Origin of the sequence: Allobosea lathyri (genome assembly GCF_900108245.1) — a bacterium.
GTDB classification, from domain to species: Bacteria; Pseudomonadota; Alphaproteobacteria; order Rhizobiales; family Beijerinckiaceae; genus Allobosea; species Allobosea lathyri.
The window spans coordinates 26,997-52,431 of sequence record NZ_FNUY01000016.1 but is presented as its reverse complement, the minus strand read 5'-3'; the positions used below and the strand labels follow the sequence as shown (position 1 = coordinate 52,431).

At 61.3% G+C, this 25,435-nt stretch carries 18 protein-coding genes and 1 pseudogene; 4 read left to right on the top strand and 15 right to left on the bottom strand.

Annotated elements, in window-relative coordinates; all coding sequences use genetic code 11:
* Positions 1–14: 14 nt before the first annotated feature.
* The 3 genes from C4S73_RS25360 to C4S73_RS25345 form a co-directional block, all read right to left on the bottom strand.
* Complete coding sequence (locus tag C4S73_RS25360) at positions 15–644, bottom strand: lambda exonuclease family protein (protein WP_103875378.1); 630 nt, start codon at positions 642–644, stop codon at positions 15–17.
* Complete coding sequence (locus C4S73_RS25355; RefSeq protein WP_103875377.1) at positions 644–1,378, bottom strand: ERF family protein; 735 nt, start codon at positions 1,376–1,378, stop codon at positions 644–646. Before C4S73_RS25355 ends, C4S73_RS25360 begins: the two co-directional genes overlap by 1 nt.
* A 282-nt stretch (positions 1,379–1,660) precedes the next feature.
* Positions 1,661–2,143: a hypothetical protein gene (locus tag C4S73_RS25345; protein WP_146071503.1), complete on the bottom strand. Its 483-nt coding sequence runs from the start codon at positions 2,141–2,143 to the stop codon at positions 1,661–1,663.
* Positions 2,144–2,176: 33 nt separating this feature from the next.
* On the opposite strand from C4S73_RS25345, the gene C4S73_RS25340 reads away from it, so the two are divergent.
* Entirely contained in the window at positions 2,177–2,425 is a 249-nt protein-coding gene (locus C4S73_RS25340) for a helix-turn-helix domain-containing protein (protein WP_103875415.1), read from the top strand.
* 614 nt (positions 2,426–3,039) lie between these two features.
* Here C4S73_RS25340 and C4S73_RS25335 read toward each other — a convergent pair.
* Positions 3,040–4,881: a glycosyltransferase family 2 protein gene (locus tag C4S73_RS25335; protein ID WP_103875374.1), complete on the bottom strand. Its 1,842-nt coding sequence runs from the start codon at positions 4,879–4,881 to the stop codon at positions 3,040–3,042.
* A 392-nt stretch (positions 4,882–5,273) separates the two neighbouring features.
* Here C4S73_RS25335 and C4S73_RS25330 point away from each other — a divergent pair, with 392 nt between their 5' ends.
* Positions 5,274–6,083: a rhamnan synthesis F family protein gene (locus C4S73_RS25330; RefSeq protein ID WP_103875373.1), complete on the top strand. Its 810-nt coding sequence runs from the start codon at positions 5,274–5,276 to the stop codon at positions 6,081–6,083.
* A gap of 150 nt (positions 6,084–6,233) precedes the next feature.
* Here C4S73_RS25330 and C4S73_RS25325 read toward each other — a convergent pair whose 3' ends face one another.
* The 3 genes from C4S73_RS25325 to C4S73_RS25315 all read right to left on the bottom strand — a co-directional run bounded on the left by C4S73_RS25325 (position 6,234) and on the right by C4S73_RS25315 (position 11,681).
* Positions 6,234–9,506 (bottom strand): glycosyltransferase, encoded by a 3,273-nt coding sequence (locus C4S73_RS25325; protein ID WP_160115909.1) that lies wholly within the window; start codon positions 9,504–9,506, stop codon positions 6,234–6,236.
* Positions 9,507–9,685: 179 nt separating this feature from the next.
* The gene (locus C4S73_RS25320; RefSeq protein WP_103875371.1) at positions 9,686–11,257 is read right to left on the bottom strand and encodes a GMC oxidoreductase; all 1,572 of its coding nucleotides are present in this window, start codon (positions 11,255–11,257) and stop codon (positions 9,686–9,688) included.
* Between the two features lie 202 nt (positions 11,258–11,459).
* Positions 11,460–11,681, bottom strand: a complete 222-nt coding sequence (locus tag C4S73_RS25315; protein ID WP_103875370.1) for a DUF7696 family protein — start codon at positions 11,679–11,681, stop codon at positions 11,460–11,462.
* 336 nt (positions 11,682–12,017) lie between these two features.
* Here C4S73_RS25315 and C4S73_RS25310 point away from each other — a divergent pair, with 336 nt between their 5' ends.
* Both C4S73_RS25310 and C4S73_RS25305 read left to right on the top strand, forming a co-directional pair.
* Positions 12,018–12,863: a GNAT family N-acetyltransferase gene (locus C4S73_RS25310; RefSeq protein WP_103875369.1), complete on the top strand. Its 846-nt coding sequence runs from the start codon at positions 12,018–12,020 to the stop codon at positions 12,861–12,863.
* Positions 12,835–13,653, top strand: a complete 819-nt coding sequence (locus C4S73_RS25305; protein WP_146071502.1) for a PIG-L deacetylase family protein — start codon at positions 12,835–12,837, stop codon at positions 13,651–13,653. Before C4S73_RS25310 ends, C4S73_RS25305 begins: the two co-directional genes overlap by 29 nt.
* 713 nt (positions 13,654–14,366) lie before the next feature.
* Here the strand turns inward: C4S73_RS25305 and C4S73_RS25295 are convergent.
* From C4S73_RS25295 to C4S73_RS25260, 8 genes and pseudogenes are all read right to left on the bottom strand, one after another.
* Positions 14,367–15,392 (bottom strand): annotated as a pseudogene (locus C4S73_RS25295) (IS110 family RNA-guided transposase).
* Between the two features lie 211 nt (positions 15,393–15,603).
* Positions 15,604–16,911: an NAD-dependent epimerase/dehydratase family protein gene (locus C4S73_RS25290; RefSeq protein WP_103875366.1), complete on the bottom strand. Its 1,308-nt coding sequence runs from the start codon at positions 16,909–16,911 to the stop codon at positions 15,604–15,606.
* Between the two features lie 4 nt (positions 16,912–16,915).
* The gene (locus tag C4S73_RS25285; protein WP_103875365.1) at positions 16,916–17,308 is read right to left on the bottom strand and encodes a GtrA family protein; all 393 of its coding nucleotides are present in this window, start codon (positions 17,306–17,308) and stop codon (positions 16,916–16,918) included.
* Between the two features lie 8 nt (positions 17,309–17,316).
* Complete coding sequence (locus tag C4S73_RS25280; RefSeq protein WP_200828099.1) at positions 17,317–18,069, bottom strand: methyltransferase domain-containing protein; 753 nt, start codon at positions 18,067–18,069, stop codon at positions 17,317–17,319.
* An 88-nt stretch (positions 18,070–18,157) separates the two neighbouring features.
* Entirely contained in the window at positions 18,158–20,230 is a 2,073-nt protein-coding gene (locus C4S73_RS25275; RefSeq protein WP_103875364.1) for an ArnT family glycosyltransferase, read from the bottom strand.
* A 230-nt stretch (positions 20,231–20,460) separates the two neighbouring features.
* On the bottom strand, positions 20,461–22,296 hold the full coding sequence (gene asnB / locus C4S73_RS25270) for an asparagine synthase (glutamine-hydrolyzing) (protein WP_103875363.1): 1,836 nt from the start codon (positions 22,294–22,296) through the stop codon (positions 20,461–20,463).
* Complete coding sequence (locus C4S73_RS25265) at positions 22,297–23,304, bottom strand: glycosyltransferase family 2 protein (RefSeq protein WP_103875362.1); 1,008 nt, start codon at positions 23,302–23,304, stop codon at positions 22,297–22,299.
* A 169-nt stretch (positions 23,305–23,473) separates the two neighbouring features.
* The gene (locus C4S73_RS25260) at positions 23,474–25,309 is read right to left on the bottom strand and encodes a hypothetical protein (RefSeq protein WP_103875361.1); all 1,836 of its coding nucleotides are present in this window, start codon (positions 25,307–25,309) and stop codon (positions 23,474–23,476) included.
* Between the last annotated feature and the right edge of the window lie 126 nt (positions 25,310–25,435).

The window sequence follows — 25,435 nt, the reverse complement described above, 5'->3', positions numbered from 1 at the left end:
GACGCGGACCGCCATCACGCCGCCCTCGGCTGCCGATAGGCCCGGATTTTTGCGACGGTGAGGTCAAGCTCCGCGTTAAAGGCATCGACCGCATCCGCGAGGTCACTGATGTAGGCCTCGTCACGGAACGCTCGGGTCACGAAGATCGGCATCTGCGGCCAGTAGACTGCGATATCGATCCATTCGCGTTCGGCGACCCAGAGTTGACCCTGGCATTGGGCCTTGTGTTCGGGCGGAAACTCGCCTCGCAGAAGCGTCTCGATCAGCAGATGGGGCAGCTTGGTTTTGATCTCGACCAAGCCATCCGCTCCGACCAGCGAGTCCGGCGAGGCGCCCTTGCGGCCATTGCGGAGGAACCCGATCCGTTGGCAGGGCGTGTCGGTCATGAACTCGTAAAATGAGCGCGCCTCATCCTCCAGGATCTTGCCGCGCTCCATGTGGCCGTTGCTGAAATTTTCCATCGGCTGACCGGTGATGATCTCGCCGGCCAGTTTGTAGAGATAAGTCTGGCGGGTTTTGCTATCCCCGCCTGCCCGGCCTTTCGCCATTACTGCGGGGAATTCCGAGGCGGTCGGGATGCCCATACGTGCGCGAAACCACGCCTCGCTGCCCTGGTCGCAAGCGATGATGTCGGGTGCGCTCATCACGACACCCTCTTGGCGTTGAGCATGGTGATCGCCTGATCAAACTTCACCGCCGGCAGATCCGGCAGCGCGTCGATCTTGAAGAAGCGCAGCAGCGCAGCCTTCTGGGCGCCGACGCTTTTGAGCAAGGCGAGCAGCTCCGGGATCTGATCGGCGTTGATCGGCACCGCCGTTCCGGCTGCCTTGCCATCATCGTCATCGGAGGCTGCCAGCCCCAGGGACGCCTTCAGGGTCATGCGCTGCAGATAGGTCAGCGTCGAGCCGATCGCCTGGATGCCATTTTTGTTACCGGTTTCGTCGGTCGCGGCAGCCAGCTGGTTTTCTTCAAAATAGCCGTCGCGGTGCGACAAGACGCAGGTCACCTTGACCAGCGATCCTTCGACGCACGAGCGAAACCGATAGGCCAGGCCAAAGCTGGCAAGGATCGGTCCGACCGTTCGAGCAATCTCGGCCAGATCTTCATAACGATAATGCGTGCGGCTGCGCTGCGCGGTAAAATCGACCTCGCGGTTTTTCGAGATCACCGGGATCTTGGCCTTGGCCTCGGCGATCGCGGTGTCGAAGGCCTTTCGCGACTGGCTGGTTTCCCAGTGCTGATGCAGCTCGATCAGCTTCTCAAGGGTTTTGACAGGGGCGCCGCGCTCAACCGCCTGGCCGATCATGGCGAGCGGCGTGAGGGCGCAGATTGCGCCGGGCGTGTAGGCGAGCGGATTGATTGAAACGATCTGGTTCATCGGGACATCTCGGGCTGTGAGGACAATGCAGCGCAGGTGGCGGGCGTCAGCGGCGGCTTGGCGAGACGCTCACGATCCAGCGGCGATACTCCGCGGCGAGTTCGGTGGGCGTCAGGCGTCGGACCATTTCGGGCGGTGGCTGCTGCGGCTGAAGGTCCCCGAGACTGGCCCCCTGATCGAGGTCGCGCGCTCTGCTTGGAGGCTCGTCCACAATGGCGAGCTCAGGCGGTGAATGGCGGCCGGCGGATATGGGCATCAAATCTCTCCTGGTGATCGAACCGGTCAATGGAGCTGCTTGGCAGCCAGGATGGCGACAAGCGCGGCCTCAAGGCGGGCGACAGCGGCGAAGTTCATGCGGTCGCGCATCGTCTCGCGCAGCAGCGCGTTCTGGATGGCGAGCGGGTTGTTGCCGTGACTGGCTGCGAGAGCGGCGCTCTCCCTTGCGCTCGCGGCCAGCGCGATACGCACCTCGGCGTCGCGCGCTTGACGCCGGGCGAATTCGCCAGCCTCGCGCTTGGCTTCCGCCCAAGCCCTTTTCAGCCACAGCGAGCGCTGGCGGTTTCGCTCAAGTGTGCTGCGGCAAAACTGCAGGGCAAACCGGCCGAGCTGGCAAGCCCGGCGCATGATCGCCGACATGTTGAAGATGGTTCGGCCGTCTGCCGCGGTGAGAAGCATCTGCTCAACTCCATAAACGAAATTCGTCGTTAAACGACGATTAGCGTTGTATGGTGGCGGGAGTAAACGGAAAGCGTCGACACTCGACAAAATTCGTCGTGCCGTGCTATCCCTCGCAGAATGATGACCCCAGCCCAATCACGCGCCGCGCGCGCTCTGCTCGAGTGGTCGCAGGAAGAGCTCGCCAAAGCAGCGCATCTCGGCCTCTCCACAATCCGCGATTTCGAGAAGGGTCGTCGCATCCCGTCCCACAACAACCTGCTGGGCATGCGGACTGCGCTCGAAGCCGCCGGCGTGTTGTTCATTCCTGAGAACGGCGCGGGCGCAGGCGTGAGGCTGGCGAAGCGGGGGGGCGGGTCGAGCGGGGATTAGCGCTATCAGTTCGCCCCAATGGGCAGATGAACGGTTGCCGAAAAAATGGCACGCGCCATCATGGTAAACGTATCTCGATCAAGCTGACAGCGTTCTCCCTAGAAGCATTCTTACTGCGCTGAGCGCTGTGTAGTCGTTATGCGGTATAGCCAAGATCACGAGCAATGATCAGCCCATTATCGTTTATGCGAGCGAGCCGATTTATGCCTGGGCTGGTTAATAAGACGAAATCCGCATCGAAAGCGTCTAAACACGGTCTGATGTGACGGACACCAAATTTGGAGTTTCCAATTGTTTTTTGACTGAATCCGTCCGGGCAGCCAACTTATAGCGTCCAGGAGTTCATCGCGATGATGGGCAAGCATGCTGGGGCGGCAGCTGGGCGGGATTTTGAAAGCAGCGCGTCGGCGGGATTACAGGCAGCCAATTCGGCGCAGCCTCAGCGCCTACAAAATCTGTCGCAGCCCAGGTCAACTCGACAAAGTCAACGAGGCATGCATCACCCATCGTCGGTCGACGGTGCCTGATGTCGTCGTGGCAATCATAAGTCCGCTCCGGTTCCGTTTTGGCCTTACAGGAGGCCAAACAGGTGCCAGGTCGGGCGCGCGGATCGCCTACTCTGTCCGGATCGTGACGGCTTCGTTCGTTCGGGTCAGATGAGGCGAGTAATACGGGTCGAGCGTGACATATTGTTGCCAACGCTCGTTCAGTATCTCGCTTTCCCGTTGGAAGCGGGCGCGCTTTTCAGGCCCGATCTCATAGCCGCGTGTTTTGCTTTCGAAGTGATACAGTTCGGCGAAAGGGGTCCAAACGTTATAATAGCCGGCAGCATGTACCTTAAGGCAGAAATCGACGTCGTTCAGTGCAATCTTCAACGCGATTTCGTCGAAGCCTCCCACTTCCAGCGCGATCGTGCGCTTGACGGCGAGACATGCTGCGGTCACGGCGCTCAGGTTCTGGGTCACTCGCAGCCGGCCGAAATAGCCGAAATCGCCTTTATCGAATCCGCGATAGGGATGGCAGGCAATGCCGCAGACGCCGACGAAGACGCCCGCATGCTGGATTGTGTCATCATCGAAATAAAGCTTGGCGCCGACGCATCCCACTTCTGGTCGTATGGCGTTGACGACGAGTTCGGACAGCCAGTCCTCGCCGATCACACTCGTATCGTTGTTGAGGAAAACCAGGACCTCGCCCCTTGCCTCCCTGATCCCGAGATTGTTCATTGCCGAGTAGTTGAATTCAGCCGGGTAGTCCGCGATCACGATCCCTTGTCGCTTGAACTCGTCGTAGAGCCTTAGCGTCTCGTAATCGGTCGATCCATTGTCCACGATCAGGATTTCGTAATGAGGATAGGTGGTCTTCGAGCGGATCGAGGTGATGCAGGCTCGTATGAGTGCCGCCATGTTCTTATTGGGAATGATGATCGTCGCGAGCGGCGCGCGCTCGGGTAGGCGATAGCGAACCCTGGCGACAGGCGCGTCATCGAGAAGGGTTACGTCGCCTTCACGCCCTGTGCGCTCTAGATGGCTGGCGATTGCGCTTGCCATTGCTGCGACGGCGTAGGGCTTGGCCGCATCGCTTCCGGCGGTAGAGTTCTCTGCCACGCGCCAGTGGTAAAGGATCTTCGGGATGTGCAGGATCTGGCGGCGATCTAGTGTCTCGGTGACCTTGAGATACAGATCGTGGTCCTGAGCGCCCTCCATGCCCAGTGTCCAGCCGCCGACCCTGAGCACGTCTTCCCGTTTTAGAGCAGCCAGATGACTGACGTAGTTGAACGACCGGAGGAGATCGGGAGACCAGTCGGGCTTGAAGTGAGCATCGAAACGCTTAGTCCCGGAGGCATCGATCTTGTCCTCGTCCGAATAGATCAAACGCGCATACGGGTTTGCCTCCGCGGCGAGCGCGACTTCGAGCAGCGCATGCGGCCGAAGCAGGTCATCGTGATCTAGCGGTATGATCCAATCGCCCGTGGCAAGGGTGAGCGATGCATTCGAAGCGGCGGAAATGTTCTGGTTCCGTGTGAGACGGGTCCATTTGATGCGCGGCTCCTCTCGGCTGAGGCTGTCCAGGAACGCCGCAATGCGAGGACTAGACGATCCATCGTCGCAGACGCACAATTCCCAGTGCGGATAGATCTGGCTCCGCACGGACGATACCGCGGCTTCGAGCAAGGCGGCGGGGGTCTCGAACACCGGCATGATGATGGAGAAAAGCGGCCGCTCCCTCAGGGCTAGCAATAGAGCGTCCATGGCGGCCCGATCATCCTCGGGCCGGTCGTCGAACCGCGCGATCCAGTCTTCGTAGCGTGCCTCCTGCCGGACGGTCCGCTGAAGGCGGCGGAGAAGACCGCGTGCACCCTCGCTGCGAAGGACGTCCGTCACCCGCCGTAGCGCCGCGCCGAGCCCTCCGGCACGGCGAACTGCGCGCCAGAGCGGCTCCGTGATGCTCGGCATGACGATTGGTCTACTCCGCCGCTTGAATTCTACGGCTTTCTGGGCCGAGGGAATGATATCGATTTGAGAACGAATAATGCGAGACAGTGACCCGTTCAAGCATGCCCGCTGCGATGACCGCCTTCCCCGCCAGAATGCGTTCAATTCAGTTCATGCAGGAAATGCATGTTCGCTCGGTCTCCCATCTACCGCGAAGCTCCGGCGGTATTGTCTGACCGGTGGGTATGTCGCTTGCGTACATGTCCTGACTACAAAAGCCCAGGGATGCTATGTGTTGAAATGGTCGTTGGCCGGTCTATGCCTCATTTGGTGATTCCTCATCCGTGATTGTCCGTGCTTCGTCCCCCTCAAAGCCGCCGATCCTTGTTCGATGCAAGGCCTACGCTCGCCATGTGCTGCAGAAGGTGGCCGGGCTGACGCTTGGTGCCGTTTTCGTGTCGGATACCGGCAGATCTCTGCGGAAACGCTGGGCTGCCCGAAGCGCGCGGGCTGAATGGCCGGGCCTCAAGGTCGCCATCGTCGCTCATGCCTATTACCCGGACCTGATGAACGAGATCCTGGCCTGCCAGGCGTTGCTCCCGGTCGGAACGCCTGTCCATGTCACCGTTCCGCCGGAGCGGTGCGCACTTCTGAGGGCGGCGGTGATCGGCGCGCAGGACGTGTTCATTCATGAACACGACAATCGCGGCCGTGACGTCGCTCCGTTTCTGGCCGTGCTCGGGTCAGGCGCGCTCGACGGCTATGATGCGGTCCTGAAGCTGCATACCAAACGCAGCCCCCATCTGCTGGATGGAGAGATCCGCCGCAAATTGCTGTTCGACAAGCTGTGCGGGGATTGGAACGCCACTTGCCGCGCACTGTCTGCCTTCAACTCCGTCACGACAGGAATCGTCGGATGGGGCCAGAGCTGGCGGGCGACACCATCCTACTGGATGGCCAATGAAGTGCGCGCTCGCGAGGTCGCTGAACGGATGCAGGCCCCTGAGAGCGCGATCCGGCTGGGTTTCTTCGAAGGCACGATGTTCTGGTTTCGCCCCGCCGCGCTGGCTTCATTGCGTGAACTCGACCTGCGACCGGAGGATTTCGAACCGGAGGCGCGTCAGCTCGATGGCACTTTGCACCACGCCGTCGAGCGGTGCTTTACGATTGCGACCTGGTCGCGCGGGTTCACGGTACGTGATTTGAAGGGGCAGGTTTTGTGATGTCGGTGCAAGCACTGTGGAAATGCACGATCGAACACCTGGGCGCATTCGGGCGTTTTGACATCAGCGGGGCGCGGCAGTGGCACTACAACCGTACTGATCCGCCCATCGTGCGAGCAGCGGCGATCGGAGCCTGCGACCTGGGCGTTTTCAGCCCGATTTTGCTGGGGCCGAAGTCAGTTCCGGGATGTCCTTGCTGAGGACAGACTGTACTGCCTCCACTGAATAGTGCTTGCGGATAAGCTCTTGCCCCCTGAGCGCCCGCGTTGCGCGATGCTCCCCTGGTCGCATCATTTCGATCACAGCTTTCGCGAAGGCGTCGGGCTTATCGGCGACAACCCCCGCCTCGGCCACATCCAGAATGCCTTGAGCTGCGACGGAGGTGAGCACAAGCGGCAGTCCTTGACGCAGCGCCTCGATAACCTTGCCTTTGACGCCGGCACCAAAACGCAGCGGCGCGACGACCAGATCCGCACTCCGATAGAGAGCATCGAGATCAGCGTCGCTAATGTAGCCGGTCACATCGACCGACTCGTTGATCAGCTGCGTGATTTCCAGAGGTGGCTCAGACCCGGCGATGGTTAGACGAGCGAGAGGCAGCCTTGCCTTCACTTGCGGCCAGATTTCGCGGCAGAACCATAGCACGCCGTCGACATTGGGGCGATGCCTGAACCCTCCGACGAACATCGCGTGTGGTGCTGCGGGATCTCGCAATTTTGCGGGTTCCTGGAGCGGGGAGATATTCGCTTCGTCGAACAAGAAGAGCGGCAGCGCCCGCGCCGGAGCCGCTATTCCACGCGATGCGACGTAGTCGGCTTCCTCCTGGGACGGATAGTAGATCGCGTCAACGGCCCTCCAAACGGCCATTTCCATTGATTCCGCCTCATCGACCTCGCGGTCGAGATCGGCGGAGGGGGTCAACTCACGCTCGGCACGCAATCTCAGCCCGTGGAGATCGTGACCGATGAAAAGTAGTTTGGCGCTGGTGCGCTTTCTGAGGTCGTCCAGCACATGCAATGCGACATGTGGGCGGCTGATGATCACATAGTGGAAGCCGGCTCCGCGCTGAGCGATCCAGTCATCGAAGTCAAGCTGCCCTGGCCAAGCGTAAACGACTTCGATGCCCATGCGTTGATAGGCTGGGCCATAGTGTGGATCATGGGCACGGTTGTCCGGCCAAAAGGTGACGTGGAAGCCGTTCTCGACAAGAAAGCGCAGATATCCGTCCATGGCTCGCGAGCCGGCATCCCGATCCCATTGGGGGACATAATGATCGATTACCAGCACCCGCCGCTTCTCCGCCGAGCGGGCGACGGCGATCGGTACGTTCTGTCCATTGGGCGAGTGGTTTTTTAATTCCGCTGCCCATTTGGCCTTCAACTTCTTTAGATTCTCGACCTGATAGGCCTTGATACCGGCACGCTCGTCACGGCCATGGCTGACGCCCTCGTGGTGAATGATCTCGGCGGAGGGGATATAAACTGTCCGGTACCCTTGCGCGCGCAGGGTGAAGGCGAGATCTGCATCCTCGCAATAGGCAGGCGCAAACATGTCGTCGAAGCCGCCGACCTCTTTCCAGAGCTTGCTCGGGGTGGCGATAGCCGCGCCGGATCCATAATCGGTTTCGCGCACGAAATTGAACGGGTAGGCTCGGGGATCGGCGCCGCGGCCATAGTTCCAGGCTGAGCCGTCCTGCCAGAACACGCCTCCCGCCTCCTGCAGCGTGCCGTCCGCATTGAGCAGCTTCGAGCAGGTTAGGCCGATGCGCTCGTCGACTTCGAACGGCGCCACCAACTCGTCCAGCCACCCGGGAAGGGCGATCGTGTCGTTGTTGAGGAAGACAAGAAGTGCGCCGCGCGCTTCGGCAGCAGCGGCGTTGCAATTCCGGACGAAGCCGAGATTCTGCTCCTGTCTTACCAGTCGCACCTTACCGCCGATAGCGAGGATGGCTGCGGCCGTGGCGTCGGTCGAGACGTCGTCGGCGACAAGGATCTCGAAACTGTGTCGGCTCGGCTGGGCCAGCAGGCTCAACAGGCATGCCAGCGTATGAGCGAGGGCGTTGTGGACCGGGACGATGATCGAGACCGCAGGATGAAGCGCATCGCTCCGCAACTCGGCGAGGTCACGCAGGCGTGCGAGGAGCGCTGCGAGTTCCGCGCTGGAGAGAGCGGTTTCGTCGATGGCTTTTGCCGGCCGTTCGGCCACGAAACGGTAGGCGAACTTGACTGTCTGAAGATCCTGTCCCGGCCAGCGTTCAGCCAGGTAATGTTCCAGAAACAGCGGTAGCCCGTCCGGAGATCGCCCCTGCAAGGCACTGGCCGGCACCAGCTTGTCCGGGTTCGCAAGCGAGAAGCGATACGTGACCGAAGCTTTCAATCGCTGCACAATTTGGCCGGTCGCTGTCCAATAAGCGAGCTTGGCCCCCTGCCGCAGCCGGCGGGCGGCCGCTGGGTAGTGAGTCATAACGTGCCGAAGGGGCGCCGAGGCTCGCCAGCTGAGCGAAGTCTTGAGACGCTCGAGTTCTTGATTTGCCCCCTCGAAGGCCGAGATGGCGGCCGAGAGCTGTTGGGACAAGCGACGGATCTGCTGGCGAGAGCCTGCGTGCTGCTGTTGCTCACGAGCAAGCTGCGCCAGAACTTTACGCAGGTCTGCCCGTGTCTCACGAAGGGCTATCGCGTCCGTGTCGACGTCGCTGCGCTCGATATAGAGGCTGTGCGGTAGCGGAGGGAGTTCGGCGTCGGATGCGAAGGCAACCAGGTAGGGAGCGCGAGTCATTTCCTGACTTGCCTCGATGAGATCGCGTCCGCGCGCCTCGAAGTAGCGTGCTGCCGTATCTTGCTGGTACCCTTCGATGAAGGATCCGATCAAGGCTCGTTGCCGCGCGATCCGCACATTGGCGAATTGGGTTGACAGCGCAAAGTCGAACTCCTCCCGGTTCACCTCCCTGACGTGATAAGGGTTCGGGGGAATTCCAGGGCCGGAATAAATGTCGCGGTCGGGTGTGCTGATGATCACCAGCCCATTGGGACGAAGGATGCGGCGCAACTCGGCTAGGAAGAGTTCGTGTTCGCCGAAGTGCTCGTAGGTCTCGAAGGAGACTGCGACGTCAATGCTGGCATCCGGGAGCGGAATCGCCCGCGCGTCACCCTGAAGATAGCGCAGATTGGGGCGAACGAACTCGGTATTTGCGGCCTCTACGATGGCCAGGTCGATTTCCACACCGACCACGGATTTGGCGACCTGCGCCAGGATTGCGGAGCCATAGCCTTCTCCGGCGGCAATATCGAGCACGTCAAGGTCGTTGCAGAAATCGCGCGCTAGGAAATAGCGATGATGCTTCATCATCCCCTCACCCGAGCTCACCGATTGCAACCTCTCACCGCTGAAATTCATCGGCGTCGCGACAGCTCCGCTCTTTGACATCTTATCCATCATAGAAACTTTCGCTGGCGAACGTAGTCGGCAACCATTTGGCTCCAGAGGCATCTACTATCGCAACCTTCGTGTCGGGCAAGCCGGTGAGGCGGCGGTGGTATTGGCGCTGGGTGTGAAGACCAAGTCGTTATTGACGCCGGGGTCTTGGAACCGATCGCTTGAGCTGTTCACAGTTGCGCCAGATGGCGACCGAGGCGGTCCGCCATCGCCATCATCGTCAGCGTATGCGGCTTTGCAGACAATTCCGGAAACGTCGCTGCATCGGCGACGAACAATCCCGGCTGTCCGGCCAGTTCGCCAACAGCATTCGTTTCGCCAATCCGAGGGTCCTTGCGCATGGGCAGCGTGCCGGCATAGTGGATATCCGAGCCGAGCTGACCCATCGTGAAACTCCCGGGCATCACGAGAAATCCCAGCCGTCTCGCCGCCTTTCGCCAATCCCGCGCGATACCGGTAATGGCAGCGGAGAGATCGTCGCCGGCCTTCCCGGTCACACGCAACCTGCCGTCGCGGCCGAGGACGGCGCTGTGTCGCGTCAGGCTGGCGGGTAGAAAGGCATTCCCGACGAGCGTAGCGGTATTGAGCAGCCGCCAGATCAGACGGGCGGCCGAACGCGACGACGGGATATGCTTGATGAATTCGAAGGCAGGCAGGTGCCCCGGCGAGAACAAGGCGCCATAAGCAAGGTGACCGGCTACCGACCTATGGGCGAATGCCAGCTGCGCGAAGGCCGGACCAGCGACCGGCGCCCGACCGGGCAAGCCCATTCGCAGAAGCAGAAATGCCGCTGTCGGGTTGGACATGACGCGCTGCGGCGTCTCGAAATGACGGAGCGTTCGCCAGGCGATCGCCGTAGTGGCGAGTGTCCCTGCAGCCAGCACGACGCGGCGCGCGTCGATCGTCGCGGACGCACCTGTACCCCGTTCGACGCCATGAACACGCCAGCCCGTTTCGATCTTCTCGATGTGATCGGCAACGAAGCCCTTGCGAAGACCGGCCCCCGCTCGCGCGAGGCCGGGCAATTCCTGAGACGCGGAATAGAGCGCGCCCCGCGCACAGCCCCAAAGGCAGAGCCCCGACAGATCGCAGGCGCGCCGATCCTCCCGATCCGACGCCAACAGCGCCAGGCGTGCGCGCCCAAGACGCAGTCCGTGCAGAGCCCCGTCCGAATGCAGCGCATCGTAGCGCCGCATCAGGTTCTGGGCGTTGTCGTCGAGTGCCGGCGCCGGATCCGCCCAGTCGTCCAGTCCAAAATACCCGCTCAGGTCATCGTCGGCTCGCCCCGAGAGGCCAACGCGCCGGCTGACGGCCGCGAACGATTCGTCGAGATCGGCATGCGCGAAGGGGAAGTCCGCCATTTCGTCACGATCATAGCGCGCCACGCCGCAACCCCAGGCATTCGACAGGCCTCCGCGCGCCAGCGAGCCGATCGCGGCGAAATTATCCGTCACGATCCGGTTTGCCTCCGCAAAGCCATCGAAAACCGCCCGCAGGGTCGGCACACGCAGCTTCGGTGAGGTCGCGGCCCGATCGATCCAGGCCGCGAGATCGGCGCCGAACATCCAGTCGCGCTGACTGCCGTCATGCCGGCGGAGGTCGAAATACTCGCCATCGGGCGGCGTCCCTACCTTCCCGACTGACGCATCGACCATCAGCACATCCCGCCCGGCCTGCACCAGAGGCCACGCTGCAGAGACGCCCGCCGGGCCGGTGCCGATGATCACGACCTCATGCGGCATGGTCTGAGCCTTCGATCGGCCGAGGCCTGACACGAGCGGTACAATAGCCCATTTCCGAAACCTCGCGACCGGCACGGTGGGAATAGACGGTGGGCTGGTCGGCGCGGCGAACGGGCATGGGCGAATCTCCTAATCACCACTTCTACCGCGGAACGATTCCCCGCAACCGCAATGTCTTGAGCCGTTTGATCTCGCTCCCCAGCTAGGCCGTCGCGGCGTCGCCGCGGTGGCGCTTGATCCCGCGCGCCTCATCACCTTCCGCGCCCAGCACGCCATAGAGGATCGCCTTGCGCTTCTCAGGCGTCAGGTCGGCGAGATAGGCGACCTCGCATTCGTGCTTCCACTGCTCTGACCTGATCGAGACCTCGCGGCCGGCGAGGAGGGAATAGACCATCCGCTGGTTCTCGGGGTCGCGGGTCGGCACGGCGTGTTCTCCAGGTGGCTCGCATATCCCCAAGGAACGATTCGCCCAACCCGCCGTTGCGACTCCAGCTGTGAGTGGCGGAGTTGCTGTGGTGTGCGCGTGTCGCTCTGCCCGCGCTTTGTCTGTGGCCGAACGGCCAAAACGTCGCGCGCGCCACCTATTCACTGCTATTTGATGCGACAATGGTGGTTTGCACCACCTCCACAACAAATATGGTCACGCCCGCGGTCAGGAGGCCGCACTGCCCTCCGGAGTTTGACGCTGTTATACGGCAGCGTCTATTGTCATCGCTGAAGACCACCAGTGAGAATGGTCTAAGGTGGCGCGGGGAACTGTATGTCGGAGTTTGAAATACGGCCGATCGAGTTCGACGAGAAGGCAATTGGGGAGTATTGCGAGCTTTTTTCTAAGTGCTTCCCCGGCTCCGCTAATTACAGTCGAAAATATTTGGAATGGTTATACTGCGAAAACCCGCTAGGGCGCGCGGTGGGATTTGATGCTTGGGCGGGCAGCGATCTAGCTGCCCACTATGTCTGCGTTCCGGTTTCATATCGCTATGGCGGGAAAGTCGTTCGGGGGCTGTTGTCGCTCAATACAGCCACCGGAGAAGCGTATCGGGGGAAGGGGCTTTTCACGAAGCTCGCTGAGGCGACCTACGCACGGGGCACAGACCTCGGCATGGATTTCGTCATCGGCGTAGCCAATGCCAATAGCACTCCGGGGTTCGTGAAGCGCCTGGGCTTTGAACTCATAAGTCCCCTCGATGCGAAGATTGGTATCGGCCTGGGCGTGGAACAAACGCAGGAAGCGTCCTTCCAAAGCGTCTGGGACAGGGACACTATCGAATGGCGGCTGAGGTCTCCTCGAAATGCTGTCCACCTCGTTTCTAGAGGTGACCGAAGCCGATTCTGGGCTTATGCCGGGCGAAAGTCAGTCATCGCTGTAGCCGAGCGTCAGAGCGTAAGCGGCGGCGATGGTGCGGGCAGCTTCCCCTTTGCCAGGCCGCAAGTGTTCATCGGCTTGCTGCCGGCTGCTGCCAATTTGCGCGGCATTGCCATTGACGTTCCCGGCCGATTCCGAACCTCGCCTTTGAATCTGATTTTTCGGCCGCTTGCGATCGGCTCCGCCTCTCCGAAGAAGTCGGAGATATTGTTTGATTTCCTCGATTTCGACGCCTTTTAAACTCTCAACCTTTTCGAGTGCCATGCTTACAACAAAGGCTAAGAAGCCAGCCCTATTTCTGTTCCCTCATCAAGACGACGAGTTCGCGGTTTTTTCTTTGCTTGAACAGAATGTCCGCAACGGCATTCGGAACATCTGCGTCTATCTGACAGACGGAGGGGGAAATTCGGCCTCACCTATCGCGCGCGACGCTGAGAGCCAGAGTGTCCTGGCTAAGCTCGGCATTGCCAAAGAAGACATCATCATTTTCGGCGGGGCAGAGCGCGTACCTGATGGCAAGCTTGTAGATGCGATGGACCGTACGTTTTCCGAGTTGGTGGATCGCTTTGGTCCGGCTGATATCGGCACAGTCTATGCCCCGGCATGGGAGGGAGGGCATCCCGATCACGATGCGGCAACGCTGATCGCCTCGGCTTTCGCCAAGCAGTTTCCAGACGTCGATGTTTGGCAGTTTCCGCTCTACAACTCCTACCGGGTTGGAATCGTCCCCTTTCGTGTATTCAACCCGATCCCCGGGAATGGCGACATCGTCCGCGTTCCGTTCTCAGGATCAGCCATTGGCAGGTATTTGGGCTATTGCCTGGCCTACCGCACTCAGCGAAAGACTTTTGCCGCTCTATTGCCGTTCGTAGCGCTGAGTTTCATGCTCGATCGGTCTCAGATGCTGCAGTCGCTGAACCACGACCGCCTGTCGTCCAAACCCCATGACGGGGACATGTTATACGAGCGGCGCAGATGGCTGACATGGGAACAGTTCAAGGCGCGGGCCGCCTCGTTCGTTTCTCGATAGGCCACGGTTTTCGCGACGCCATAGCGCGATCATAGAAGCCACCCCAACCAGCCGCCTTCGGGCGGCTTCTCTATTGGGCCATGGGTGTCAAGCCGCCCGACGCCACGAAAATCTCAATTGGGGCGGAGCGGACCTGACGAGCGCCATGGCGCCTGCATTCGATCCTGTTAACGCGTCGATTGCTACGTCCCTGTATGCTCACCTGCAGCTTGTCATCAATCCGGCGATAAACCGCACAATTGACACAGGCGGGCGCAACTTGACCCAGAGAACATTTAATTGGACGAGGCGGGTCCTCGGATACTCATGCCTCGTCGTCTTCGCCTTCTGCGTGTATGGGGCGAATTTTGGTGCTGTTCAGCTGGATCCTTTGATTTCAGGCGCGATGTTAGGTGTTTTCCTACTCGCAATCGTCGGCATACTAGTTTCTTTGGGAATGCTCGTTGTTGATTGGCTCGGCGACAAACTCTCGTAGATCGGGACTGCGGCATGGGTCGCCTATGGGTCGTGAGCAGGCTGTCCCGCCAGGTCTCTGGCTTCTCTTCGAAGTCGGCACGTGGCCGCTTCATGGTTGGGTCCGAAGAGTGGCGGATCAAGCTTTTTCGCGGAGTAGCCCTGCGGCTCTCCAAACCGCCCTCGATCTCGCCGACCCCCGGTCCCCGGAGGGACATTGCTCCACCTTGCGGCAGATCTTGGATCGCTTGTGAGAGGCGTCAGGCCGGTTCAGCACTCCAGCGGAACTGGGTGCGATCGACCCAGATACGATGAAGGATGACCGCTAGGCGGCGGGCAACCGCGACAGTTGCCTTGGCCATGCCACGTCGCTTGGCAACGCGCAGGCCCCACGCCTTAAGCGCCGAAGGCCTCGTAGCTGGGCGCAAGAGAACCATGGCGGCCTCGAACAAGGCCGCCCTCAAGGTCTCGTCACCGCTCTTGCTGATATGCCCGCGTCGGTCGATCTCACCCGATTGATGCGTTCGCGGAGCCAAGCCAAAATGTGCCCCGACGGCTCGAGATCGCTGAAAGCGCGCAGGCTCATCGACCGCAGCACGATAGGTCAAGGCGACAAGCGGCCCGACGCCGGGAACACTCATCAGCAACTGGCAGTCGTCGTCAGCGCGGGCTAGAGCCAGCATGGTTTTGTGGAGCGACACATACTGTTCGCGGACGACCCGGCGGACCGCTAGCATCGGCTCGATGATGACCTGCAACGAAGGCGCGTCCTCGATCAGTTCAAGGATACGAGCCTCATATTGGGCGCGCGAGACGAGCCCGACCTTCAGGCCGAAGTTGCGGAGCAAGCCGCGGATACTATTCTCGGCATCGAGCAGCTTGGCCTGAAGGAAGCGCCGGCCGCTCAGCAATGCCCTGATTTTTTGACTGGCCAGCGTCTTGACGTGGACCGGGCGGTAGAGCCCGACCCGCATCATCTGGGCGATGCCGCGTGCATCGTTGCGGTCGGTCTTGTTCGGCCGGGCGCTTAGAACCGCCTGAGCATGGCGCGTCTCGATGCAGATTACTGGGAAGCCTGCCTTCGCCAGTCCAGCATAGAGCCACTGACAGAGCGGACCGGCTTCCAGGCCAACGCGGGAATACTGCCGCCCGCAAGCTGACAGGAACGCGGCGATCGCCTCCGGCGAACTCTCCGCCTAGCCTTCCCGGATGATCGATCCGCCTGCGTCCATCACGCAGACGCTCGTCGTCTTCACCGAAACGTCCAAGCCGACAAAGCACTCCATCGCTCTTCTCCCTGATCCGCTGGGCTGGATCGGTGGAGCTTAGAACGCATCGACCACCGCCGCATCGCACCCGCGACGCGAGCCCAATGGCCCAACCTTTTTCATGCCGGAGCATCACGATGGACACTCGCGACGTGCAAGCGGCGCTCTTTCGCTTGGTTAGTCGCTGACGGTGGATGGCGTCGCGGGGCCGGTGCCGATGATCACGACCTCATGCGGGATGGTCTGAGCCTTCGATCGGCCGAGGCCTGACACGATCGAGCCACGGCCCGGCCACGGCATCGGCGAGCCGGCCCACAGCCTCGAGCGGCAACGCCAGTCCAAGCTGCAAGATCTGGGCAAGCCGTGTCGGCGTATGGGACGACATCAGAAAGCCGTCGACATGCTGCGCCGAACTCTCGGCCAGAAGCAGCGCGAGATCAATGCGGCGCGACAGGGCATCCTGTTCGCCGTTGCGACGACGGGCGGCAGGCTGGTCGAACAGCGTCAGCCCCCTTGGCAGCAGGCGGGTCAGGCCGGACAACTCCAGCGGCCCGGCTTCGCCGACGGACGAGACCGCACGCGCGTAGCTGCGCAGCAGCCACCGGTCAGGCTCCCTGCCCGTCGCATAACGGAGCAGAACGACCCCTTCCCGGATCAGGCCCCTGTGGCAGAACGTACCGCGAGAGGCGCCGTCGGGAAAACGTCGATGATACGGGATCAGCTCGGCCATGTCCGCTACACTGTCGAGCGCAGGAAGGTCGTTCAGCGAGGCAAGACGCCTTACGAAAGCCGGTCGGACACCCAGTTTCTCGACACCGCGAAGAGCCCAGATAATCGGTGCCAACGGTACGGGAACACGGATCGGCCGGCGCCCGAATCGGGAGATCGCCACCAGCTGGATGAAACGCGAGAACGCGACGGAGCGCGGATCCGCTATGGCGTAGACGCGCGGCCTCGGTCGAGCTTCACAGGCCAGTAGGACCAAGGCGTCCGCCAGATCATCGACATGTATAGGTTGGACCCGCGGCTCGGGCATGAAGCGAGGAATCGCCGGCGCGCGCTGCGCCACCGACACTAGGGTGCCCCACAGCCCCTTCTCGGGGCCACCATAGACCTGTCCGGGTCTGACAACCGCCCCGAGGCGGTCCAGCACGATCCGTTCGGCGCTTGCCTTGAGTCGGCCATAGCCGGTCGGAGCATCGGACCTCGCCGTCTGGCTTGAGACGAAAATCAAACGAGCCGATGCAGCCTCGGCCGCGTCTGCGAGGCGATGAAGGGCCGCGATTTCAGCCTCGATGTCAGGCTCCGCGCCGCGCGAGGTCTCGGCTGCAGCGTGAATGACGGCATCGACACCGGCGAGCAAGCCGGGTTCGAGCTCATGCCGGAGATCGTAGGCAACGAAGCGCGTACCGGCTATGCCGGGATCGCGTCGCGAAAGTGCCCGGACCGCGATACCGCGCTTCGTCAATGCGCGACAGACCGCCTCCCCGACATAGCCGCTCGCGCCCGTGACGGCGACCGTCTTCACCGGTTCCACGCGGTCAGTTCCCCTGCCCGGATTTGGCGCCGCGGAAGACCACCGATTTTGACAGGCTGAAACTGACCGCGATCAGGATGACGTCTGCAATGATCTTGGCCATCACGGGCGAAGGGACGACGCGCATGAACAGCGCCAGCATCGCCGACGACGCCACGCTGTTCGCAATCAGAAGCAGAACATACCGCAGCGCCTGATCCGACAGGCGCCCGCCGGCGGCAGCATCGAAGGTGATGTGACGATGCGTGAAGAAGGCGAAGCATCCGGCAACGGCCTTGGCGCAAATGTTCGCCCAGAGCGGCGCAACGGCAAAGCGCTCGACGAGTAGTGCGAACGTCCCGATATCGAGCCCGTAAGCGAGGAGCTGGACGATGACGTAAAGTGCGGCAGCCCTCATCCGACCGCCTAGCGCTTGCGCAGGACGATGACGTGATGCAGCGCCAGGATGCGGTTCAGCGGACCGAGCATCGCCTCTACGCCCTTGAGCGGCCCGGTCATGAAATCGGGAACGAGCTGCCGAAAATTGAGCCCGCCCGAAAGCAAATAGCGGACGTGGTTGGCAACAGGTGCCTGATGTACGATCTCGAGCTGCGGGAACAGGCGCTCGAAGCGATCCCTGTCCCGCTCGAAGACGATGTAGCTCAGCGCCTGGTTCGCTCCGCTCATCGCCCCGCTGCCGCTGGTCGTCCAGCCTTGTGCCGACTTGTCATAGTCCTCGCTGGCAAAGAGGCGTTTGAAGAGCAGGTTGGCGACCGGGCTCCAATAAGGCTCGACGAGAACGGTTCCGCCCCCCGGCGGACAGACGCGCGACAATTCTGAAAAGAACGCCTCCGGATCGGGCAGGTGGTGGAAACAATGCTGCCCGAACACGCTCCTGACGCTGCCATCCGCGAAATCCATCGCCTGGGCATCCACGACGCGATCGAGATGGGGCGCCGGGACGACATCCGTGGCCAGCACGCCAGAATCGCTTTCGCGGATCGGCCAGACGCCCGCGCCAATTTCGAGGCGCACGCCCTGAGCCGTCAGATACTGCGCCTCCAGGCCCAGCATGAGCCGGTGTATCTCCGTGAAGACCGTGCGGATCATCGGTTTGCGGTCGATGACCGCGCGATGCGCCCGCATGCGCTCGACACCGTCGACATCGATGCCCGCCAAGGCGGGCTCTCGCAGGAGATCGGCAATTCCCATTATGGAGTTGTTCCGCGTGAATGAGGCGCGTTGATGAACCTGAGCCCGCGGAGCGTCAAGGGAGACGGACCTCGTAAAGCGTGACTGAGCCCATCGTGGCGATCTTGCGTCCCAAGCGGCCGATCTCGGCATCCAGCAGACCATGGAAAGCGTAGCTCGGTTCCGGCGGCGAACGATGAACGATAAAGGTCGGCTTGACGCGGTGCAGATAGGCCTCGACATCGGCGCCGGATTTGGCCGCAGTGCCGGAGTCGGAAAAATCCTTGCTGAACCATGAGGTATAGAGCGCCGTGCCTTCTAGCGGGGCGGCCGAGCTCACGCCGCTGAGCAACACCCGCGAGCTTCGGCCCTGAAGCTGGTTGACCAGCCGCAAGAGCGATTTTTCCGGCACGAACGCCTGCTCGTATCGTTTGGCCTTCTGAGGATCGAACAGGACCCTGAAATCATAGCTCGCCATGATCCAGCCGCCGGCATTCAGTTTGTAGACGTTGAGGCAAAGGACCACGGCGACGGCCAGGTTGAAGACAAGCGCCATGCGCGGGCGAACCAGATAGAGCGAGGCCACGAGCCCGATCAGCAGGAACGCAACCGGCAGGATTGGATAGAAATAGCGCAGATACTGCGTGCTGAAGCCGATCGCACAGATGAAAGCCAGGAAGGCGAGCGCCAGCCAGCGCATCTGCCTGTAGATCACGGCCGCAACCAGCCCCGTGCCGAGGAACGCCATCAGACTGAATCCAAGCGCACCGTTATAGGCTTCGAGAAAATGATCGGAGTGGAACGTCGCCTGATAGAGAAGATCGAGCTTGAACCGGTTGATCCAGCGCCCGTCGACGAACTGGACCGGCTGATAGAACGGGGATTTGAACACATTGTTGAAGAAGGGGAAGACGGGATTACCCGAGATCCAATAAGCGTGGATGTAGCTCGACAAGGCCGTCGCCGCGGCAAGGACGAGGCAACCCGCGAGGCCGAGCAATTCGATCGAGCGGCGACGCTTCCCGAGATAGAGGCTCGTCGCCAACAGGCCGAGCAGAGTTGCGGCGATCGCGCCATGAACCTTGCTGAGCGCGGCTGCTGCGAGAACGATCATCACCGCAGCAACTGCCCGCAGGGTCAGGCTACGCCCTCGATCAAGGATGATGACCGCGGCAGCCGTCACCCACATCGTCAGCGGATTTTCGATGAAGCTCGACGCGCTTTCGACGAGGGTCAGTGGCATCGATGCGAACAGCAGCGCCGCAATCAGCCCTGCAGATGCGCCATAGCGCCGCGCGACGGCACCGCGGATCAGCGCGACGATCACGAGAAACGTTATGTAATTCAGGAGCTTGACCGCCGGTTCCCCGGCAAACAGATAGACGTGCGCGTATAGGAAATCGACGGCGAGCGGAATGACCGCGAACACGAACAGGCCAGGATCATAGGACCATTCGCCGTGGGCCGCGACATAGGAGGCTACGTAAAGGTGTACCGCCAGGGCGTCGTGGTACCGTTCGGGCAATGCCGCGTGCAGCATGAAGAACAGCGCAAGAGCGACCGCGGCGACGCGCCATAGCAGCATCCAGCCTTGCGGCATCCAACTTTGGCGCGTCCGATCCTGAGGCATCAGATCCTGCGGGACCACCGCTGGACGGACCATGTCCGCCCAATCCGCACCGAGCTGCCTACGAATATCGGCGTGCAGGATGGGCGCAGCGAAAAGGGCCAGTATGGCCAGATGCGCCCCCGGGAAATTGACGCGAAAAGGGCTCAGGAACGTGACGACGATGGTGACGAGGGCAAGGCCAATGCTCAGCCGCTGCCCCATCGGCCAGGCCGAATCCTTCGGGGACGCCGTGCCGGTGACAACCGTGCCGGCAATCGCCGAGGCCATCAGGAGCATCGCCACGATAGCCGTCGCAGCCAGACCAAACAGCGCCCCTGCCAGGAAAACGCCAGCGAGCGCGGTAACCATCCCGCCCGAGATCCGAAACCGACGCTGCAGGACCTGCGAGGCGGCGACCATAATGAGTGCGACCGCCCCTACCGTGTAGAGAGCCTTCAGCGTCGTCGCCGACCAGCCGACCGGTGAAAGCACATCTGTCGTGGCAAGCCCCATGGCCACGAGCGCAAGCGAAGCCAACATCACCCCGTCCAGCACGAGAGGCCGGGATATGGATCGCCAGAAGGCCGACATAGTTATTCCTCGAGCTTTACAACCGCGGCCGTGAACAGGCGCCAACCGCTAGCGGTTGGCCAGACCACAGAGCAAGCCGAATGTCACGAATGCCTCGCCACCCAGGCACGCATTTGTCAATCCGCCGCTCTTTCGTGGGTAAGGTGCGGCGCCGTCGAATACAGCGGCGTTCGCAACGCTCAGACCAATGTAAGCGCGCACCAGAGCGCACCACGGTTGTCGCGTTGCTTGTCGCGATGCTCGCGCCAGAGCCGGTGCAGGGTACCGCTCTCGAGCATTGTCGGTTTGGCCATGGCGGCTTCCGGCATTTCGCGCAGCCATCGTGCCAGAGGAATGCCGAAACCCTTCTTGCGTCGCGCAAGCAGATTTGCGGGCAAGCGCCTGGCCGCTGATTGGCGGAGGATCCATTTGGTTTGGCCCTGTCGCAATTTGACGTGCGAGGGCAGCCGTCGCGCAAAGTCCACGACATGATTATCGAGGAAAGGTGCGCGGACTTCGAGCCCGTTGCGCATGGCGGCCCGGTCGGTCTTCACCATGATGTCGTCAGGGAGATAGAAATTCGTATAGAATTCGAGCGTCCTGTCGATCAGCCCCTTGCTCGCCGAGCCATCCCAAGCCGCCACGGCTTCACTGTAGAGATCCTCGATATCCACTGGTTCCGACAGGAGACCTTCGATATCTGAAACGGAGGCGGGTCCGAGCCAGACCGGATTCCACAAGGCCGGGCGGAGGCCAAGGCCTCGCAACCCGCGGTTCAGCTTGAAATCGAGGCTCATATTCGCCTCCGACGGCGGCATCCGCGCAGCGAGCGCGGCAACCGCGCCATGAACCGGTTTGGGCACCATGCGATGATACCAGGCTGCCTTCCCAAGCACTTTGAACGGGTCATAGCCGGCGAAGAGCTCATCGCCCCCGTCGCCAGACAAGGCGACGGTGACGTGGCGTCTCGCGAACTTGCAAAGCAGATATGTGGGCAGGATCGAGCTGTCACCGAGAGGTTCATCGATGATCGAGGGCAGTCGTGTCAGAAGATCGCGTGCGGCATCCAGATCACACATCTCCGTCTGGTGACAGGAGCCCACATGAGCCGCCATTTGCCTGGCATAGACGGACTCGTCGAAGCTTTGTTCGTTAAATCCGATCGCGAAGCTTTGAATGCTTTCCGGTGGCCGCAACTGGGCCGCGTGGCTGAGAATCGCGCTGCTATCGATCCCACCCGACAGGAAGATACCGAGGGGGCGGTCGCTATCGAGCCGCAGCGAAACTGCGTTGGTCAAGAGACCGTCCAGCTCTTCCGCCCAACTCTCGGGGCTTCCGGGCGGCGGCGCGTCGGGCTCGATCGCAAAACGCCAATAGCGATGCAGGCGCGTCTCATGCGTCTGAACGTCGATCTCAAGTGCATGTCCCTGGGGGAGTTTCGAGATCGTCTTGTACGGCGTCAGCGGTGCAGGAAAGAAGCCATAGGCGAGATACTTGCGGATGGCGGCGACGTCCATCGACGCGTCGGCGTGATCGGGGTGAGCCCGCATCGCCGAGAGTTCGGAGGCGAAAACCGTCCCTCCGGCGCCGCTGCCATAGAATAATGGCTTCTCGCCGAACCGGTCGCGCGCAAGGATCAATCGCGATGTCCTCCGGTCGAGCAAGGCGAAGGCGAACATCCCGTTCAGCCGCTCGAGGAGATCGAAGCCCCACTCCTCCCAGCCATGCACGAGCACTTCAGTGTCGCTGTGGTGACTGCGGAAGACATGTCCTCGCGCGACGAGCTCTGTCCGCAAGGCGCCGTGGTTGTAGATCATGCCGTTGAAAACGATGCCGACCTGGCCATCCTCGTTCCACATGGGCTGCTGACCGAGGGCAATGTCGATTACCGCCAGCCGCCGGTGGCCGAGATACACCGCATTGTCATGGTCCACGAAACGGCCTTCGCCATCCGGCCCACGATGAACGAGGCAATTCATCATCGCCACGAGGTCGGTCTCACTCCCCCGCCCGACGAAACCGGCGATGCCGCACATCTACTGCTCTCCGTCGGCGCGAAGCGCGACGCCACCATCCTGGCCACCGACAATGGCGCGGACCGCATACTGTGTCTTGCCTTGCGACTCAAAGTAAATTCGCACCAGGACTTCTGCGAGAAGTCCAAGCAGGATGCACATGATGCCGGTCATTGCACCAAACATCACCATGAGAGGCAACGGTGTCTGGATGAAAGAGATGTTGTTCACGAATTTTAGCCAGAGCGCGTAGATCGCGGCGACGCCGCTCAGCCCGAAGAACATCGCGCCAACGCCCCCGAACACATAGATCGGCTTGGTGTCGTATTGCGTCAGGAATTTCACCAAAAGCAGGTCGAGAAGAACTTTGAAAATGCGTTCGAGACCGTACTTAGACGTACCAAACTTGCGCGGGTGGTGATCCACAACCATCTCGGTGATCTTTGCGCCCTGCCAGCGTGCAAAGATCGGCACGAAGCGATGCATCTCGCCATAGAGGCGGAACCCCGAGAGCACATCGCGGCGATAGGCCTTGAGCGAGCAGCCATAGTCGTGGAGGTGCACACCGGAAATGACGGAGATGAGCTTGTTCGCAATCCGGCTCGGCAGAACACGGCGGAAGCTGGCATCCTGGCGATTTCGACGCCATCCTGAGACCACGTCGAAGCCTTCCCCGATCTTGGCGACGAGCCGCGCGATGTCCTTCGGATCGTTCTGAAGGTCGCCATCCATTGGCACGATGATGTCGCCCTTGGCATGGTCGATACCCGCCATCAGCGCCGCCGTCTGACCGAAATTGCGCTGGAGATCGACCAGACGGAATCTCTCGGGAAAACGTTGCACCTGCTCGGTCAACTTCGCAGCGGTGTCGTCGGTGCTGCCGTCATTGACGAATATCGCTTCCCAGGCCCAAGCTTCCTGACCCAAAACATCGTTGAGCTGCTGGCAGAGAGGCTCGACACTCTCCGCTTCATTGTACATCGGTATGACGACCGAAACAGTTGAAAAGGCGGATGTGTCGCGCGACATATTGGGAATCCGTCGAATGTTCGCCGTATGGTCGGGCGGGAAGTGGCTCGTTCCAGTATGGGAGGATCGACCCTATTGCAACGGCTGATCGTTCGAGCGGCTGCTTCGCCGTCCCTGCGCATCGCGCCCCGATGTCGCGTTCTCGTTGAGGCGGAAAACCTCGAACTTGTCAGGGGTCCAGCACCAACGTCACCGGATCGCTTTCTGCGTTGCGCAGGGTATTGACGACCTTGAGCTCGTGTTGGCCGGGCTGTTTGAGCGCATCGGCAGGGACTAATGCCGAGACCCCGCCATCGGTGACGACAGCCGGAAGATCCCGCCCATCCAATCGCACGACGGCGCCACCGCCGATGTTGCGATCTAGCTTGATCCATAGCGCAGACTGGCCGTTGGGCTGCTGATTGAACGGCACACCGACCCGGGCTGATCTTGGCCCGTAGTCGAGCACCGGAACGCGCGTTGGCGGCGGGCGCATTGCGCCGTCACGCAGCCAGACCCTGCCCATCTCGAAGCGTCCGGAAATCGGATAGGTGGCGTTGATATGGTCGATATAGCGGCGAGCCCAGACGTCGAAACGCGACGTGTGGGTATCATTGGGCGCCCAATCCAACACGATGATTACTGGTGGTTTCGCCGCGTCGGTCAGCGCAATAGCCTTGTCGAGCCAACCCGGATACACTAAAGGCGTCGCATCGTCCACATAGTGCTCACGAAACAGCGGCTGCCGGTCAGTCATGAATGGAAAGCCGGCGCAATAGGGCACGCAGACAATGCGGTCCCCGGGGCTTGAGTTCTGCTCGATAATCGCAGCGACGTTGTCGTAAATTCGTTTCTCTCCGGCACTGACGCGAACACGAACGCCGTTCTTTCCTTCGAACACTGCGTCGCGCCCGGACAGCTTCATGCCCAGCCCCGTCTCGCCAAAGAGGGCGCCGTATCCGACAAAGAGCGCGACCTGCGCCAGAAGAAGTACCTGGATTGCCCGCGCCGCCGGCTGGTCCAATCGGCGCGCGGATCGCCACGGCTCGTTCAGCCATACAACGAGCGCCAGAGCCAGCAGCACGTAACAGTGCATGAAGCCAACGAAATGAACCCAGCTTGGTCGGAACAGGCCGAAAATTGGCCATTGGCATGCCGCAAGCAGGAATATTGCGAACAACGGCTGATCTATCCGGGCATCATCGCGGTTGCGCAGTGCACGCCATACCAGGGCAATGAACGCTCCAACGAGGCCAGCGAGCGTCGAATAGATCAGCAATGCGAAGATTTGCTGGCCGCTTGATAGGTCGAATATCGCGCTGACGGGCGGCATCTTCAGGAGACTGCCCGACGCAGAGCCAAGCTCGCTCGTCTCGCCTAACCGCATACCCAAAAAGAATAGAATTCGTGTTGGATATCGAACGATTTCGAGAAGGAGGTGCCACCCATACCCTCTAATCACGGCATGCAAGGCGAGAGGCGCCATGACGACGACGAATGCAATCGATGCATAAAGCGTGCGGCGTAGCAGATAGGCGAGCTTTTCTCGAAAATCGCCGGACAGCAACAGCGTCCGCCCGATCAGGATGGTGCCAAGCGCCGCTGCGTAGAGATAAGCGAAATCAGGCCGTATCATCATGATCACGGCGATGACCGCCGCGGTTGTCATTACGACCGCCCGGTCACGTTGAGGCTCGGTGCGCGCAAGCGCGACGAAGGGCCAAGCGATTAACGCAAGGCAGACTAGCCGCATCGTCGATGCAAGGAATGGCGGAACCAGTATGATCGCGGCAGCCGCCACAAGCCCAGGCCAAAGTGTACCCGTCGCCTGGCGCAGCGCCATCGCGAGCAACACAGAGCAGATGATGATGAGGAAGTGGAAGGCGATCAGCAGCGCCGAGAAGTTGACGCCCGCGAGTTTGAAAATCCAGGCGCCGAAGAAGTGCCAGAGCGGGCCATACCCAATGAAATCGGCTGGCGATCCCCCCTCTGACAGTTCCCGGGCGATCTGGGCATAGGATCCCATATCGCCCCAATCAAATCCGAGGCGATAAGCGTATCGAGCGCTGAGAACCCCGAACAGTCCAATCGTGGCTAGTCCGATCCAACTCCGCACGGCCGAATGCCTTCCCGCATCAGCGACGCGACTTCT